Source organism: Deinococcus metallilatus (assembly GCF_004758605.1).
Lineage (GTDB): Bacteria > Deinococcota > Deinococci > Deinococcales > Deinococcaceae > Deinococcus > Deinococcus metallilatus.
The window spans coordinates 714,087-730,000 of sequence record NZ_CP038512.1 but is presented as its reverse complement, the minus strand read 5'-3'; the positions used below and the strand labels follow the sequence as shown (position 1 = coordinate 730,000).

At 69.9% G+C, this 15,914-nt stretch carries 18 protein-coding genes; 5 read left to right on the top strand and 13 right to left on the bottom strand.

The window, feature by feature from the left end:
* Positions 1-27 precede the first annotated feature (27 nt).
* From argC to argF, 3 genes are read right to left on the bottom strand one after another with little or no spacing between them, the layout of a single operon-like run.
* Positions 28-993 carry an N-acetyl-gamma-glutamyl-phosphate reductase gene (gene argC / locus E5F05_RS09445; RefSeq protein WP_129118381.1) on the bottom strand — a complete coding sequence of 322 codons (966 nt, stop codon included), beginning with the start codon at positions 991-993 and terminating at the stop codon, positions 28-30.
* Positions 994-1,044: 51 nt separating this feature from the next.
* A complete protein-coding gene (locus E5F05_RS09440) occupies positions 1,045-1,452 on the bottom strand; it encodes a hypothetical protein (RefSeq protein ID WP_129118380.1) in 408 nt (135 codons plus the stop codon).
* Positions 1,453-1,480: 28 nt separating this feature from the next.
* On the bottom strand, positions 1,481-2,404 hold the full coding sequence (gene argF, locus E5F05_RS09435; RefSeq protein WP_129118549.1) for an ornithine carbamoyltransferase: 924 nt from the start codon (positions 2,402-2,404) through the stop codon (positions 1,481-1,483).
* 229 nt (positions 2,405-2,633) lie between these two features.
* Between argF and E5F05_RS09430 the strand changes: the two genes are divergently transcribed.
* Genes E5F05_RS09430 through E5F05_RS09415 form a run of 4 tightly spaced genes read left to right on the top strand, consistent with a single transcriptional unit; the run spans position 2,634 to position 7,052 of the window.
* Positions 2,634-3,530, top strand: coding sequence for an EamA family transporter (locus E5F05_RS09430; protein WP_129118379.1), 897 nt, complete (start codon positions 2,634-2,636; stop codon positions 3,528-3,530).
* A gap of 9 nt (positions 3,531-3,539) precedes the next feature.
* Positions 3,540-4,535 (top strand): MBL fold metallo-hydrolase, encoded by a 996-nt coding sequence (locus tag E5F05_RS09425; RefSeq protein WP_129118378.1) that lies wholly within the window; start codon positions 3,540-3,542, stop codon positions 4,533-4,535.
* 20 nt (positions 4,536-4,555) lie between these two features.
* Positions 4,556-5,347, top strand: a complete 792-nt coding sequence (locus tag E5F05_RS09420; RefSeq protein WP_129118377.1) for a histidinol-phosphatase — start codon at positions 4,556-4,558, stop codon at positions 5,345-5,347.
* On the top strand, positions 5,340-7,052 hold the full coding sequence (locus E5F05_RS09415; protein ID WP_129118376.1) for a helix-hairpin-helix domain-containing protein: 1,713 nt from the start codon (positions 5,340-5,342) through the stop codon (positions 7,050-7,052). Before E5F05_RS09420 ends, E5F05_RS09415 begins: the two co-directional genes overlap by 8 nt.
* A gap of 523 nt (positions 7,053-7,575) precedes the next feature.
* On the opposite strand, the gene E5F05_RS09410 is transcribed toward E5F05_RS09415, so the two are convergent.
* The gene (locus tag E5F05_RS09410) at positions 7,576-8,742 is read right to left on the bottom strand and encodes an MFS transporter (RefSeq protein WP_129118375.1); all 1,167 of its coding nucleotides are present in this window, start codon (positions 8,740-8,742) and stop codon (positions 7,576-7,578) included.
* A gap of 118 nt (positions 8,743-8,860) precedes the next feature.
* Here E5F05_RS09410 and E5F05_RS09405 point away from each other — a divergent pair, with 118 nt between their 5' ends.
* Positions 8,861-9,361, top strand: coding sequence for a hypothetical protein (locus tag E5F05_RS09405; protein ID WP_129118374.1), 501 nt, complete (start codon positions 8,861-8,863; stop codon positions 9,359-9,361).
* Here E5F05_RS09405 and E5F05_RS09400 read toward each other — a convergent pair.
* The 9 genes from E5F05_RS09400 to E5F05_RS09365 form a co-directional block, all read right to left on the bottom strand.
* Positions 9,358-9,879 (bottom strand): isoprenylcysteine carboxyl methyltransferase family protein, encoded by a 522-nt coding sequence (locus E5F05_RS09400; protein ID WP_129118373.1) that lies wholly within the window; start codon positions 9,877-9,879, stop codon positions 9,358-9,360. The two genes, E5F05_RS09405 and E5F05_RS09400, sit on opposite strands and share 4 nt — an antisense overlap.
* Positions 9,880-9,889: 10 nt before the next feature.
* A complete protein-coding gene (locus E5F05_RS09395) occupies positions 9,890-10,756 on the bottom strand; it encodes a hypothetical protein (protein WP_129118372.1) in 867 nt (288 codons plus the stop codon).
* A 3-nt stretch (positions 10,757-10,759) separates the two neighbouring features.
* A complete protein-coding gene (gene meaB, locus E5F05_RS09390) occupies positions 10,760-11,698 on the bottom strand; it encodes a methylmalonyl Co-A mutase-associated GTPase MeaB (RefSeq protein WP_129118371.1) in 939 nt (312 codons plus the stop codon).
* A 70-nt stretch (positions 11,699-11,768) separates the two neighbouring features.
* The gene (locus E5F05_RS09385) at positions 11,769-12,482 is read right to left on the bottom strand and encodes a histidine phosphatase family protein (RefSeq protein ID WP_129118370.1); all 714 of its coding nucleotides are present in this window, start codon (positions 12,480-12,482) and stop codon (positions 11,769-11,771) included.
* Positions 12,479-13,549, bottom strand: a complete 1,071-nt coding sequence (gene purM, locus E5F05_RS09380; RefSeq protein WP_129118369.1) for a phosphoribosylformylglycinamidine cyclo-ligase — start codon at positions 13,547-13,549, stop codon at positions 12,479-12,481. Before purM ends, E5F05_RS09385 begins: the two co-directional genes overlap by 4 nt.
* Before the next feature lie 96 nt (positions 13,550-13,645).
* On the bottom strand, positions 13,646-14,353 hold the full coding sequence (locus E5F05_RS09375) for a TVP38/TMEM64 family protein (RefSeq protein WP_129118368.1): 708 nt from the start codon (positions 14,351-14,353) through the stop codon (positions 13,646-13,648).
* A gap of 38 nt (positions 14,354-14,391) precedes the next feature.
* On the bottom strand, positions 14,392-14,700 hold the full coding sequence (locus E5F05_RS21610) for a hypothetical protein (protein ID WP_241687111.1): 309 nt from the start codon (positions 14,698-14,700) through the stop codon (positions 14,392-14,394).
* On the bottom strand, positions 14,664-15,149 hold the full coding sequence (locus E5F05_RS21605; protein ID WP_241687110.1) for a GNAT family N-acetyltransferase: 486 nt from the start codon (positions 15,147-15,149) through the stop codon (positions 14,664-14,666). The genes E5F05_RS21610 and E5F05_RS21605 overlap by 37 nt, the downstream gene beginning before the upstream one ends.
* The gene (locus E5F05_RS09365; protein ID WP_129118367.1) at positions 15,146-15,913 is read right to left on the bottom strand and encodes an ABC transporter substrate-binding protein; all 768 of its coding nucleotides are present in this window, start codon (positions 15,911-15,913) and stop codon (positions 15,146-15,148) included. The genes E5F05_RS21605 and E5F05_RS09365 overlap by 4 nt, the downstream gene beginning before the upstream one ends.
* Position 15,914: the final 1 nt, after the last annotated feature.

The following is a 15,914-nucleotide window of genomic DNA, read 5'->3' as shown; positions in this document are numbered from 1 at the left end:
GCGTCAGTCCTACGCTGACCCCTTCCCCTACACTTCCTCCGCCACCCGGTAGTCGTGCCCCGCCCCCTCCAGCCCCAGCATCACGTCGAGGTTCTGCACGGCGGCGCCGCTGGCCCCCTTGCCGAGGTTGTCGAGGCGGGAGACGAGCAGGGCATGGTCACCGTTCGGGCTGGCGTAGACGAACAGTTCCAGTCGGTTGGTGCCGTTGAGGGGCTGCGGATCGAGGATGGCGTCGGCGGGCTGGCCGTGCTCGAACGGCATCACGCGCACGAAACGTTCCCCGGCGTAACGGGCGGTGAGCGCGGCGTGCACTGCCTCTGCCTCCACCCCCAGTGCGCCCAGGTGCAGCGGAATCTGCACCAGCATCCCCTGCCGCCAGCCGCCGACATGCGGCGTGAAGAGGGGCGCGTGCTTCAGGCCGCCGTGCCGCGCCATTTCCGGCTGGTGCTTGTGCGTGAGGCCGAGGGCGTAACTCTTGAACGGCCCGGCCATTGGGTGTTCACCCCTGCCCTCGTTGGCGTCCACCAGCGCGCGGCCTCCGCCTGAATAGCCGCTGAAACCCTGCACGCTGACCGGAAAGTCCGGCGGCAGCAGGGCGGCGTCGGTGAGGGGCCGCAGCAGCGCAATCGCCCCGGTCGCGTAACAGCCAGGGTTGCTGACGAAGCGGGCCGAACGAATCTCGGCGCGGCTCTGCGGCGTGAGTTCGGGAAAGCCGTAGGCCCAGCCCTCGGCGGTACGGTGGGCGCTGCTGGCGTCCAGCACGCGCGTTGCCGGATTCTCGATCATGGCGACCGCCTCACGCGCCACGTCGTCGTGGAGGCACAGCACGGCCATGTCAGCCGCGTTCAGCAGTTCACGGCGGGCCTCCGGGTCCTTGCGGCGGGCAGGGTCGATACTTAGGAGTTCGAGGTCTTCCCGGCCTTGCAGGCGGGCGCGGATTTGCAGGCCGGTGGTTCCGGCCTCGCCGTCGATGAAGATGCGGGGGGTGGACAAGTTCACTCCTTGAGTGGTGATAATGGCAGCCAGTGGCAATGAGAGACGTTCTTATTTTCTGTACGCCTTGAATTCCTTTGTCATGATCTTAGAGTCGGCAGATGCCCCATAAATGATTTCAAATACGTAAAGCGCGTTGTGGTAGTTAGGCAGCTCTGGTATCTTAAGTACGGTAGGCGCCGCAGATAGACTGACCAGCCTCGGTAACAGAACACAGGTTGGCCCGAACCTGGGCCTGATTTGTGTTCCATCGTCGAGGATGACCATTTCCAGATAAGGGCTGCAATTCTTGAGTTCAATCTGTCTTGCCTGACCTGACTGGACTGTAACTTCTGCGAATCCCAAATCGACCGGGGCCAGATTGACGGACGTAACCGTGAAGTCCTCGTTGCGGTGTTGACCAGCCAGTGAGCATCCTGTCAGCGCCATAGCAGTGAGAAGGGGAATCGGAGCTTTCATCACAGGCTCTTTGCACCTCGAACCCGTTCTACCACCGCGGCGCCATCTCCCCCATCACGTGGTACAGCAGCGCCTTTTGCGCGTGCAGGCGGTTCTCGGCCTGGTCGAAGACGCGGGACTTGGGGTGCTCGGTGGCTTCCGGCACCGTCTCCTCACCGTAGTGGGCGGGGAGGCAGTGCAGGAAGATGCCGTCCGGGGCGATGGTATCCAGCATCGCGGGCGTCACCTGATAGCCACGGAAGGCGCGGCGGCGGATATCGGCCTCGGCCTCTTGGCCCATCGAAATCCACACGTCGGTGTACAGCACGTCGGCGCCCTCGATGGCGCCCAGGTCGTTCGTGAGGGTCACGTTCGCTCCGCGCTTCACCGCGTCCATCAGGACGGAGCCGTTCGGCTCGTACCCGACCGGGGTGACGATGGTCACGTCCGTCCCGGTGAGGATGCCCAGGTGGATATGACTGTTCGCCAGGTTGTTGCCGTCCCCGATGTAGACCACGCGCCGTCCGCGCAGGTCGGTGCCGAACTCCTCCTCGATGGTCTGGTAGTCGGCCAGCAGTTGCGCGGGATGCAGCATGTCAGATAAGCCGTTGATCACGGGAATGGCAGCGTGGTCGGCCAGTTCGTGCAGCGTCTGCTGGAGATACACCCGGCCCATCACCCCGTCCACCCAACGTTCGAGGTTGCGGGCCACGTCGCTGACGCGCTCGCGGGTGCCCAGGCCGATCTCGGCGTTACTGAGGGTGAGCGCGTGCCCGCCAAGCTGGTACATGCCCACGTCGAAGGTCGTGCGGGTGCGGAGGCTGGCCTTTTCAAAGATCAGGGCGAGGCTGAGGCCCGAGAGCGGCTTGACCCCGCGCCACTCGCCGCGTTTCATCGAGTGGGCGGTGTCCAGTACCGTCCGCAACTCCTCGGGGGTCATGTCCAGGTTGCTCAGGAAGTCGCGCCCGGCCATCACCGGAGCGGGCAGCGTCGCCAGCGTGAGGTGTGCAGCATTATTCGCCATGTTTGCCTGTGCCTGCTGCGGCTGTTCCGCCTCGGCGGGCGTTCTGGGGAAGCGGGCGGCCTTCGTCATAGAGCATGAGTATACGCAAGCTTTGAGAAAAAATGCAGGCCGAACACACGACCTCCTGTCCCGCATCGCTGCACGCGCCGCTGGACACGGGGAGTACACTCGGGAGCCGATGCCGTCCTCTGCCCTCCCCCCCCGGAGCCTGCTGCTCGCGCTGCTGATCACCTTTATCTGGGGCGTGAACTTCGTGGTAATCAAGTGGTCGGTGTCGGGGGCCTCCCCACTGCTGGTCGCGGCGCTGCGCTTCGCGGTGGCGACCTTTCCCGCCGTGCTGTTCGTGCCGCGCCCCCAGGTTCCCGCGCGGATTCTGTGGGGGTATGGGTTGAGCGTGGGGGTGGTGCAGTTCGGGCTGCTGTATCTGGCCGTGGAGCTGGGCATGAGTGCGGGGGTCGCCTCGCTGCTGATGCAGACGCAGGCCTTTTTCACGGCGCTGCTGGCCGCGCGCTTCCTGGGGGAACGCATCACGCCGCCGCAGATGCTCGGGATGACGTTGGCCTTTGGCGGCATGGCGCTGATCGGCCTCGCCGCAGGTGGGGACGTGACGCTGGTCGGACTGCTCCTCACGCTGGTCGCGGCGCTGGGGTGGGCGGTCAGCAATCTGCTGGTGCGGGCGTCGGGCGGGGCGAACGTCTTCGCGCTGGTGATCTGGAGCAGCCTGATCGCGCCGCTGCCGCTGACCCTGCTGGCGGGGCTGACTTCGGGGTGGGGAGCGGTGGCGCATACCCTCACCACGTCGGGCTGGGCCTTCTGGGCGGCGGTGCTGTTCATGGGGCTGGGGAACACGGTGCTGGGCTTCGGCGTGTGGAGCTGGCTGATTCAGAAGCATGGCGCGGCCCGCGTCGCGCCCCTCTCGCTGCTGGTGCCGGTGTTCGGGATGCTGGCGAGCGCCGTCTTCTACCACGAGGGCTTTCCGCCGCTGAAGCTGCTGGGGGCGGGGCTGGTGTTTGGCGGGCTGGTGCTGCACGTGCTGGGCGGCCGCCTTCGCCCGGTCCTCTCCCCCGCCGACTAACCTGCGCCTATGCTGAAGGTACAGGTCCTGGGCCACCCGACCGGGGACAACGCGCTGTGGGTGACCGCCGACAGCGGCCAGGGGCAGACGCGGCTGCTCTTCGACTCCGGCGAGGACACGTTGGACGCGCTGCCGCTCGCGGAGATTCAGGCCATAGACCACCTGCTGTTCTCGCATCTGCACATGGATCACGTCGCGGGTTTCGACACCTTCTTCCGCGCCAACTTCGACCGGACCACGCGCGAGAACCACATCTGGGGGCCGCCCGGCACCGCCCGCATCCTCTGGCACCGCTTTCAGGGCTACTGGTGGAACTACGCGCCCGAGCTGCACGCCACCTGGCGCGTGCATGACGTGGACGGCCAAGAGGTCCGCACCTTCCGCTTCGAGGCGCGCGAGGCCTTCGAGGCCATGCACGAGGAAGGCACGCGCCCGCTGCACGGCCCCCTGCTGACCACCGCCGAGGCGAACGTGGAGGCCATCCCCCTCAAGCATCACGGGCTGAGCCTGGGCTACGTGGTGCGCGAACCGCAGCGGGTGACGGTGGACGCCGGGCAACTTGGCGCGCTGGGCTTGAAGGGCGGCCCCTGGCTGGCGCGGCTCAAGGCGGGGGCGAAAGGCAGCCTGGACGTTCACGGCACGCCCTATGAGGCGGACGAGCTGGCGGCGCGGCTGCTGCGGCGGCAAACCGGGGAGAGCCTCGCCTACCTGACCGACTTTTTGCTGGACGGGGCGGAGCAGGGCAGACTCGCGCCGCTCCTCGCTGGGGTGGACACCCTCTACGCCGAGGCGCAGTACGCGCCGGAGGACGCGGCCCTGGCGGGGCGGCACCAGCACACGACGGTGACGCAGGTGGCGGCGTTGGCGCTGGTGGCAGGGGTGCGCGAACTGTGTCTGCTGCACCTCTCACGCCGTTATGGGCCGGACCGCTGGCCGGAACTGTTGCAGGCGGCCCGGTCCATTTTTCCCACCACGCACTTTCCGGCAGGGTGGGTGGACGGCTGACCTGCCGTACCCTGTCTGGCATGACCTCTCCCCTCCCTCTCTTCGATTCGCACCTGCACACGCCGCTGTGCGGGCACGCGACAGGCACGCCGCGCGAGTACGCGCAGGCGGCGCTGGACGCGGGCCTCGCGGGCATCTGTTTCACTGACCATATGCCGATGCCCGCCTGGTACGACGCGCCCTGGCGGATGCGGCTGGACCAACTGGCGGAGTATGTGGACCGGGTGCGGGAGGTGCAGGCCGACTATTCCGGGCGCCTGGAGGTTCGCCTGGGGCTGGAGGCCGACGTTCACCCGGGCACCGAGCGGTTCGTGGAGCGGGTGCTGAACGCCTATCCCTGGGACTACGTGATCGGCAGCGTGCATTACCTCGGCGCGTGGGGCTTCGACAACCCCGAATTCGTGGCCGAGTACGAGGACCGCGACCTGACGGGGCTGTACCGCGACTATTACGCGCTGGTGGAGGGGGCGGCCAGAACGGGCCTCTTTGACAGCGTGGGACACCTCGACCTGCCCAAGAAGTTCGGGCACCGCGACCCGGCAGGCTCGGCAGCGTTGCACGCCCTGGACGTGGCGGCCGAATCCGGCCTCGCGCTGGACTTCAACACGGCGGGCTGGCGCAAGCCGGTCGCGGAGGCGTACCCCTCGCCGGAGCTGACCCGCGCCGCTGCCGAACGGAACATTCCTTTTGTGCTGGGCAGCGACGCGCACACGCCGCAGGAAGTCGGGTTCCGGTTCGTGGACGCCCTGAAGCAGATTCAGGACGCGGGCGGGTCCGTGGTGACCTACTCGGGGAGGGTGCGCCGTGGCTGAAGTCACCCGCAAGCAGCTCGTGGGGGCGCTGAACACCACTGCCGACCTCCTGGACGTGCTGGGGCAGGAGCCTTTCCGCGCGAACGCCTACCGGGGCGCGGCCCGCAGCCTGGAAGCGACCGAGACGCCGGTCGCGGACCTCGTGGCGACGGGCTTTGCGGGCGTGCCGAAGGTCGGAAAGGCCATCGCCGCCGACCTCACCGCCTTTGCCACCACCGGCGTCTTCACACCGCTGGAAGAGGCCGCGGCTCAGGTCGACCCCGGCGTGATGGGCCTTTTCCGCGTGCGGGGCCTGGGACCGAAGAAGATTCGCGCTTTGTGGGACGCGGGCATCGACTCGCTGGAAACGCTGCGCGAGGCGGCGCGGGACGGACGGGTGGCGGCGCTGAAGGGCTTCGGTGCCAAGAGTGCCGGGGCGATTCTGGAGGCGGTGGAGTTCGTGCTGGGCGCGCAGGACCGCCAGCACCTCTCGACCGGGCTGGACGTGTCGGAGACGCTGGCCGCCTGGCTGGACGGGCTGGAGGCGCGTGTGGCCGGGGACGCCCGGCGCGGTCTGGAGACGGTCCGGACCAGCCGCTTGACCGTGACCGGGACTGCCGACGAAGTGACGGCAAGACTGGCAGGCCGGGTGGCTGACCTCGCCCCAGTGGACCCCAAACCGCTGCTGTCGGGGAGGCTGGACGGCGTGCCGGTGGAAATCGCCTATGCCCCCGCCGGGGCACGCGGCGCCCTCGACCTGATGATGGGCGGGGGCTCCGAGTACCGCGAGTCCCTGCGCGCGAAGGCGAGAGCGCAGGGCTTCGACCTCAGCGGGCGGGGCCTGAAACGGGAAGGCGTCCTCATCCCGACGCCCACCGAAGGGGACGTGACCCGCGCCCTGGACCTCCCCCTGCGCCCCGCCGAGTACCGCGACCCCGAACATAACGAGGTCTGGGAGACGCTGCCCCCACCCGCCGAACTGGTCACGGCAGCCGACCTGAAAGGAATGCTGCACACCCACTCCGTCTGGTCCGACGGCGCGGCGACCCTCCCCGAGATGGTGGAGGAGGCGGTCAGGCTGGGCGGGCCTTCTGGTGGGACTTTCCTGGGCACCGGCGACCACTCGCGCGCCGCGCACTACGCGAACGGCATGAGCATTGAGCGCCTGCGGGCCTACGTGCGCGAAATCCGCGAGCTTCAGCGGGCGGGCTTGCCGATCCTGGCGGGCGCGGAGGTGGACATCCTCGAAGACGGCTCGCTGGACTACCCCGACGAGGAACTGCTGACCCTGGACTACGTGGTGGCGAGCGTCCACAGCCATTTCACGCTGGACGCGGGGCGGCAGACCGACCGGCTGGTGCGGGCCGTCTCGCACCCCCTGATCACCATTCTGGGACACCCCACGGGCCGCCTGCTGCTGCGCCGCCCCGGCTACGCGCTTGATCTGGACGCCGTACTGGCCGCGGCTGCCGGGAGCGGCACCGTCGTGGAGATCAACGCCAACCCCGCCCGCCTGGACCTCGACTGGCGCTTCGCCCTGCGCTGGCGCGACCGCCTCACCTTCGCCATCAACACGGACGCCCATGTTCCAGCGGGGTTGGGCGACACCCGTTATGGCGTTGCCGTCGCCCGGAAAGCGGGCCTGACGCCAGAAAAGGTCGTGAACACGCTGGGCCAGGAGGAGTTTCTGGCGTTCGTGCGGCGGCAGCGGGAGGGGCGGGGGTGAGGGGGAGGCGGGGCAGGGTAGGTTCTTTCCGGCGTAGCTGGGAGGGAGCAAAAGGTTCCTACATGCTCTCGCATACGGGGCTGCTCCTGCCCTGATCTCAGGACTTACGCGGAACTCTGACCTGGAATATCGGGGGAGTTGAGGAAAAGGTGGCGCTGGGACGCTCCGCCCGTTCACCCCCTCCCAGCCTCTCGCGGTGCGAGCTGTACCAGTCCCCCCTCAAGGGGGAGGAGCAAAAACAGCGTCCTACAAGCTTTTCTCTTAGCGTCAATCCTGATCTTTTAAACCGGGTTAGCCGGTGGCCGATTCCCGCCTTCCCACTCCACTTTCCAGGCAGCCGAGCCGTTCGGCGCGCTGCGCGCCGAGGCCTTCCAACTGGGCGAAGCCTGGCGTCGAGGCCGGACACGTCAGCGGCCCCTCCAAGCCCGCCGCTTGCCGGAACCGCTCTTGCCCAGCGCCGCTCCCCGCTGCCCTCAACAGCAAAGCGGCCCGGACCTCACGCCCGGGCCGCCTTCCCTCCCACCTACTCGAACGCCGCCTTCCGAGGTTCCGGCAAGCGGTAAGCAATCAGCGCACTCGGAATCAGGAGCGTCAGACTGACGAGCGCGGCGATGGTCGGCGTGGTGCCGTCCGCCAATGCCCCGACCAGAAACACCAGCAACCCGGCGAAACCCCACGAAAAGCCCATCATGATCGAGCTGGCGACGGCGACATGGCCCGGCGCGTACTCCTGCGCGGCGACCACGCCGACCGGAATGCTCGCATTGACCGCCGCCCCCACCAGGAACGTGAGGGGATAAAACCACCAGTTCGCGGGGCTGGACATGATCAGCAGGGCAAAGGGGGGAATGGTGCTGAGGATGGCCGAACGGAGCACCGGCACCCGGCCGTAGCGGTCGCTGGCCCGGCCGCCGACGATCCCGCCGACCGCACTGGCAATGGCGTACACGGCCAGCGTGATCCCGACCTCGCGCATGCCGAAGCCCCGGTTCATCAGGATGAAGGGCAGCATCGCGTTGTAGCCCATGCTGGCGAGCGAGCGCAGCACCGCCATGCCCCACAGCCACACCAGCGGCCCCCGGAAGATGCGGGCATACTCGGCCATGCCGACGCGGCGGCCCCCGGCCAGGCTGGAAGGCGTGACGGCGAAGGTCAGCGCGGCGACCACGGCCCCGATCAGGGCGAACCAGGGCAGATGTGTCAGGCCCACACCCGCGAACACTGGCCCCAGCGCCATCCCCGCCGTGCCGCCCGCGCTGAATAAGCTGGCCCACAGGCCCCGCTTCTGCGGTGGGCTGTTCAGGGCCACATAGGCGGCGCCCGAAGGGTGAAAGAACCCGCTGCCGAAGCCCGCCACCGCGACCAGCAGCACCAGCGCCCCGAACCAGGGCACGAAGCCCAGCAGCGTGAGGCCCAGGCCGGTCATGAGGGGGCCGAGCGCGGCGGCGTAACGGCGGTCCACCCGCTCGCCCAGGATGCCGAGCAGCGGTTGTAGCACGCTGCTGGTGAGACTGTAGACGCTGGAGAGCAGGGTGACGGCGGCGATACTCACGCCGAACTTGCCCTGGAGGGCGGGCGTCAGGGGCGTGAGCATCGCCCCGTAGGCGTCGTTGATGAAGTGGCCTGCCGTGACCGCCACCGCTATGGCTGTGGCGTGACGGGCGGCGGTGTAGGCAGCGGTCGCTTGCATTGGAATTACCCTACGCCAGTCGCCGGTTCCCCGTTGAGGGCGTCCAGCGAGGCGGGCCACCCCCAGAAGGGGAGGCAAAACGGCGTGACGTGAAGTTTTTTACAGTGTACGCTGGGGTATGAACCTCGCCTTCCGGGACGCCGTCGCGGAGACTCTCCCTTCCGAGGCCCGGCTGCGCGCCCGGCTGGCCGCCCTACCGGAGCGCGAGTGGGAAGACCTCGCCGGGCTGTTTGCCGCCACCCTTCCCGAAGTGGACGTCCTGCTGGCGTTGCCCGAGGGGCTGAGCCTCGCCCGGGCCATCGCCCGCGCACGCGGCATTCCGGTGCTGGACGCGCTCTCCCCAAACGGCACGGGGGAGGCGGCCGGGGCCGCCGGGGCCGCGCTCGTCAGCGGTCACCTGACGGACGGCTTGCCGGAGATGGAGGCCCTGCTGCGGGCCGAACGCCGGGGCCTGCGGGTGCCGGTGGTCATCGCCGCCATCGAGCGTACAAATGACCGGGGCCGCACGCGGCTGGAACTCCAGGCCGTGCGGGTCCAGGCGGCCGTGCGCCTGGCCGACACGCCGGAGGGCCTGGCCTTCGAGCGCCGCACCCCGCGCCGCTGGCCCAAGGTTTCCTAGCCCTCCGCCTGCCGGTAGGCCCGCAGCGCCCGTTCCTCGGCGGGCAGGCGGATGAGCAGCAGCAGCGCCGCGTTCAGCACCGTGTACGTCAGCGCCGTCCGCCAGGCACCGACCGCCAGCGGCGCCGAGGCTATTTCCAGCGCCACCACCGCGTAATTCGGGTGCCGCAGGTACCGGAAGGGGCCACCCGTGACGCGCTCGCCGCCCGGCACAATCAGGATTTTGGTGTTCCAGTAGCGGCCCAGGGTGCGGATCACCCAGTACCGCAGCGGCTGCGCCAGCCCGAAGAGCGCGAACGCCAGCCAGTTCACCCGCCCGCGCGCCCGGCGGCCCTCCAGCAGCGTGCAGAGCATCCAGCCCGGGTGCAGCACGAAGAAGAGAGGGTAGTGTTCCCGGCCGTATTCGGCCGCGCCGTGTTCGCGCGCCCAGCGTTCATTCGACCGCGCCAGGCGCACTTCGAGGAGGCGCTGCACAGTCAGGAACACGAAGAGGAGGGGGGCGAGGGTGCGGGCCTTCACGCTGGGCAGCTTACGTGATCTTGACGGACGAACGCTTGCCGCCGCGCCCTTCCTCGGAAGTGGCGTGCAGGAGCAGGGCCCTGACCTCTTCCTCCCCGGCCTCCAGCGTCAGGGTGCCGATGCCCAGCGGCGTGCGGTACACCGACAGGCTTTCCGGGTGGTCCTCGCGGTGCAGGAGCCGCCAGCCTTGCCGCTCAAGCTGCGGAAGGAAGTGGGACAGGAGGGCGGTCACGTCGGGCGCGGCCTGCGGGGACAGCAGCAGGGACGACTGGGAGCGGATGGGGCCGCCCTGCCCGGAGAGCATCCGCGCCCGCCAGCCTCCCGGAAGGGTCAGGGTTGGCAGGGGGGCCTCGAAGTGGTCCGCGAAGTGGGGGGGAGAGCGGCGGCCCAGCAGGTGGTCCACATCCCCCTGGGCCATGTCGGTAACGTTCAGCCACACCTGCGTCACCCCGCCCTCGCCACGCACGAACAAATCCAGCTTGCGGCCTTGCCGGAGGTGGGCGCCCATCCACTGCGACCGCCCCCGCTCCACGAAGACCTCCTGAAAGATTTGCGCGGCCTGCCAGCCCTGGCTTTCCAGGTGGGCCAGCAGGGTGTCCATCATCTCCGGCTGCGGCATGGGCACGTCCAGAAAGACCCGCCACAACACGCGCTCGTGGGACTGCTCCGGCTCCGAGCCGGGAGAGTAAAACGTCCAACGCGGCGCCGCCGAACGCACCCCGCCCAGCACCCGCATTCCCGCCCCCTGTGGCAGCGTCAGGGGAAAGCCTGGCGGCAGCGCACCTGGCGTCACCTCCACGTCGGCGGGGTCGCCCTCCCGGCCATGCCCCAGCGCGCGGCGCAGAAACTCGGCGTCCAGCGTGACCTGTTCGCCCATGCGCTACGCCTCCGCCAGCAGCGCGTCGGCGGCGGTGTCCGCGTCGAGTTCGCCGCGGGCGACGCGGGCATACAGGTCGCCGCTCACCCCGCGTGCCCGCTTCAGCACGCGGTCTTGCACCAGGGTCCGCACCTCGAACTCGGCGCGGTGGGTGCGGCGCTCCCGCAAGCCCGCCTCCCCCAGGAAGGCGCGGTGGGCGAGAACGGCAGCCACGATCTTGTCGATGCCCTCGCCCGTCTGCGCGACGGTGCGGCGGACGGGCGCCAGCCAGGTGTGTTCGTCGTGCCTGCCGAGGCCCTGCGCGGCCAGCAGTTCGCGGACGGTGCGATCGGCGCCGGGGAGGTCGGCCTTGTTCACCGCGATCACGTCCGCGATTTCCATGATCCCGGCCTTGAAGGCCTGCACGCCGTCACCCCCGGCCGGGGTCAGCACCAGCAGGGTGTGGTCGCAGGCGGCGGCCACGTCCACCTCCGACTGGCCCACCCCGACCGTCTCCAGGATGACCCAGTCGAAGCCCGCCCCCTCCATCAGCGCCAGCACCTGCATGGTGTGCGCCGACAGACCGCCCAGCGCCCCCCGGCTGGCCAGCGAGCGCACGAAGACCCCCTCGTCGGCGTGGTGGCGCAGCATCCGGATGCGGTCCCCCAGAATCGCGCCGCCCGAGTAGGGGCTGCTGGGATCGACGGCCAGCACCGCCACGCGCTTGCCCTGACTCCGCAGATACGTGATCAGCGCGTCGGTCAGGGTGCTCTTGCCGCTGCCGGGGCTGCCGGTCACGCCCAGGACGACGGTGCCGCCCGGACCACGTGAGGCGGCGATCTCCCGGGCGGCGCGCAGCAGGGGGCGGGCGGCGGGCAGCCCACTTTCGGCCAGCGTGATCGCGCGGGCCAGGGCGCGGGGGTCCCCCGCACGGAAGCGGGTTTCGAGGTCTGGCGCAGTCATCTGAGGGTCAGGGTAACAGGAGGCGCGGCGAGGAGCGCGGGAGAAGCTCTTTTTCCGCCTCCCGCGTCCTTTACTGCGCCTGCCCCAGCACGTCGTCCGCCTCGGTGGCCTCGATCAGGTTCTCCAGGTGGGCGTCGTCGTTGAAGCCGAGCAGGGTGCCGTTCCCCTCCCCCAGCAGCACGCGGGTGATGGAGGTGTTGGTGACGCTGAGGCGCGTCCAGGCGTTCGCGGGCACGCCCCCCAGCGCGAGGCCCACCGCGACGCGCACCACGCCCCCGTGCGTGAAGACCAGCACGCGGCCCCCGGGGTGGCGGGCGCGCAGGCGCTCCAGGGCCGCGCCCGAGCGGGCGAAGAGGTCTTCCATGCTCTCCCCACTGGGGCGGCGGGTACTCCAGGGATCGGCACGCAGGGCGGTCAGGTAGTCGGGGTGCCGGGCCTCGATGTCGGCCAGCACCAGGCCGCTGAGCTGGCCGACGTCGATCTCGCGCAGACCGGGGTCGGGCAGCACCGGCGGGTGTCCGCTCAACCGCTCGGCCACGATCTCGGCGGTCTGGAAGGCGCGGGCCAGGTCGCTGGAGTACACCGCGTCGAAGTGCTGCCCGGTCAGCCGCTCGGCCAGGCTGGACGCCTGGAGAATGCCCACATGGCTGAGCGGCACGTCCGTCTGCCCCTGGTAACGCCCGTCGGCATTCCAGGTGCTCTCGCCGTGCCGCACGACCCAGAACTCCGTCGCGGTCCGGCGGTCGGGCGGGGCGAAGCCGGTGGGAGGACGCCGCTGGGTCAAGGGGTAACTCCGTCCGTGAAGGTCACGCCGGAACCGGCGATCATCTCCCCGATCACCCAGGGCGACTCGCCCGCAGCGCGTAAGGCGGCGAGGGCCTCCTCCCGCTGCGCGGCGGGCACGATGAACAGGAAGCCCACGCCCATATTCAGCGCGCGGAACGCTTCCCGCCGCTCCACCCCCGCCCGCCGCACGATCAGCTCGAAGAGGGGCGGCACCGTCCACGACGAGGTGTCCACCCGCATCCCCACCCCTTCCGGGAACACGCGCGGCGGGTTGTCGACCAGGCCGCCGCCGGTGATGTGGCCCATCCCGCGCACGTCCACGTCTGCCGCCGTCAGCGCCTCGAAGGCCGCCAGGTAGGCGCGGTGCGGCACCGTCAGCAGGTCTTCCAGCCGCTCGCCGCCCAGGTCGGCGCGGGCTTCCTGCCAGTCCAATTCGTCCAGGGCCAGCCGCGCGAGGCTGTAGCCGTTGGTGTGCAGTCCCGCACTGGGCAGGGCGATCACGCTGTCACCGGGCTGGATGCACGAGCCGTCGATCAACTCGGGGTGGTCCACCACACCCACGATGGTGCCCACGATGTCCAGTTCGCCCTCCACGTACACGCCGGGCATCTCGGCCGTCTCGCCGCCCAGCAGGGCCACGCCCAGCGCCTCGCAGGCCCGCGCCGCCCCGGTCACGACCTCGGCCACCCGCTCGGGCCAGAGTTTGCCCATCGCCACGTAATCGAGGAAGAAGAGGGGCCGCGCGCCCTGCACCAGGATGTCGTTCACGCAGTGGTTCACGATGTCCGCGCCCAGGCCCGCGTAACGCCCGGTCCGCACGGCCACCTTTGTTTTTGTCCCCACGCCGTCGGTGGAGGCGACCAGCACCGGATCTGCCATCTGCCCGAAGGCCGCGCGGAACAGGCCGCCGAACCCCCCGATCCCGCCCAGGACGGCGGGCGTGTGGGTGCGGGCGACGGCCCCTTTCATCAGGGCGACCGCCCGGTGGCCCGCGTCGATGCTCACGCCTGCCCGCTCGTATGCCGACGCTCCCGTCTGGGCCGCGTCCGTGTTGCCTTGCGTCATGATCCTCCCCGGTCCTCCTGTCCGGCCCCAGGCGGGGCGGCTCCTGCGGCAGTTTACCCGACTTGCCCGCGCCCGGCAGCCCCCCGCAGGCGGGCTTCAGGAGGCGGTCGCCTGCGTGGACGCGGCCCGGCGGGCCAGCCACCAGCGGACCGCCGCGGTCAGGGCCACCAGCGCCGAGAGCAGCCCCAGCCCCCAGGCCATGCGCCGCGCGCTGCCGCTGAGCCACACCACCAGCCCCGTCACCGGGAGCGCCCCGGCGGCGGTCGCGAGCAGGAAGGACCGGAAAGGCATCCGCGCGGCCCCCGCCACCAGATTCATCACGTCGGCGGACAGCACCGGCATCAGGCGCACCATCAGCACGCCCTGCACGCCGTAGCGCGTGGCGAAGGCGTGGGCGGCGGCGCGGGCACGCTCGCCCGCCAGCGTCCGCACCAGCGTGTCTCCCAGCGCACGCCCCAGGCCGTACCCGGCGGCCGCCCCCAGCAGCGTGCCGACGTACACGATGGCGAAGCCCTCGAAAGGACCGTACGCGCGGGCCGTCACGGCGGTCATCACCAGCGCGGGCAGCACCGGGAACACCGCCTGAACCACAAAGCCCGCGATCAGCGCGAGCGGCCCCGCCCACCCCAGCCCCTCCACGAAGGCGTGCGTCACCGCCGGGTCGCTGGAGGTGAGCGCCGCGTACCCCCGCGCCAGAAAGGCCCGCACGTCCGGCGTGAGCGCGATACCCAGCAGCAGGACCAACGCGCCGCCCAGCACCAGAACGCGCACCAGGCGGGCATTCCGGGGAAAGGCGGCCGTCACGTTGCCCAGTGTAGGCGAGGCGGGTGAGAAAGGCAGCTTCAGCGGCTCAGGACGTAGGCGGGCGCATCTCCCGCCAGGAAGTCGGTCACGCGGTACCCGTCGCCCAGCAGCGCGTGAAAGGCCTGCCGGGTCTGGGCACGCCACTGGACCGCGCGGGCGGGTTGGGAGGTGAGCAGCGCCCCCAGGTCAGCGGGAATGTGCAGGCGCACCGCCTCCGCCCCTGGCGGGATGGGGAGAAAGCGTCCGTCCTCCGTGGCGTTCACGGCGGGCAGCATGGCGGGTGAGTCGGGCCGCGCGGGCGGCGGGCCGGTCAGGTCCCACACGGCGACCAGGCGGTCGGAGGCCACACCCGCGTTAATCCCCCCATCTCGCCGTAGAAGTCGTCCAGATAGGTGTCTGCCGTCGCGCCGAGGCGGTGGATGTTGAAGTGGGCATTCACGGCGCGCAGGGGATCGTAGGTCCACTCGACGCGACTGATCCCACGCGCCAGGCACCAGTCCCGCTGGTACAGCTTCAGCCGCCGCGCCAGCCCTCCGCCGCGCCAGTCGGGATGCACGGCCAGCAGGTGCGAGTGCTGCACGCGGGCATCGGCGGTGGGGAGGCCGACCACCAGACCGACCACCTCTCCCCCGGTCACTGCCCCCGCCACCAGCCCGCCGATATGTTCCAGGGCGCGCAGGGCGTCACGGGGAAACACGTCCCGCTCGGAGCCGCCCCAGACGCGCAGTTGCAGGTCCTCGGCTCCGGTGAGTTCCTGCGGGCCGTGCAGGTCGCGGAGGGTCAGCGGGGCACTCACTTGCAACGGATGTCCTGCCCGAACCACTTCTGGGAGAGCTTGGCGTAGGTGCCGTCCTTCATAAGCGTGGCGAGTGCGCCGTTCAGCGCGTCATGCAGCGCCGTATTCCCCTTCGCCACGGCCCCGGCGTTGTGCTCCTGGGAGATCGCCTCACCGATCACGATCTTGCCCTGCTGTCCGGTCTGCTTGAGCATGTACGCCACCACCGGGCCGTTGCTCGACCAGGCGTCCACCCGGCCCGCCTGCAAGGCGGTCAGGATCGTCTGGTCGTTGGGGAAGGTGCGGACGTCCTTGATGCCGGGGATGGCTTGCAGAATGGGAATCTGCGCGGTGCCGATCTGCGTGCCGACCGTCTTGCCCGCGAGGGCCGCCCGGGTCAGCGGGCCGCCCTTCTGCGCGACGATGTTCACGGTGGAGCAGTAGTGGGGGTTCAGGAAGGTCACGGCCTTCTGCCGCTCGGGCGTGATCGCGTGCGAGGCCAGCACCGCGTCGAAGCGGCCCTGGTTCAGCGCAATCAGGAGGCTGTCGAAGGGCTGCACGACCCACTGCGGCTTCAGCCCCATTTCCCTGGCGAGCGCGTTCCCCAGATCGACCTCGAAGCCGATGAGGTTCTTCCCCTGATAGAAGTTGAAGGGCGGGAAAGCCCCCTCGGTGCCCAGTTTGAGCGTCCCCGACGCCCTGATCTGGTCGAGGGTGCGCGGCGCGGCGCTGGCGGTGACGGACAGGGCGAGAGCGGCGGTGAGCAGGACGGCGACTCGGTTCATG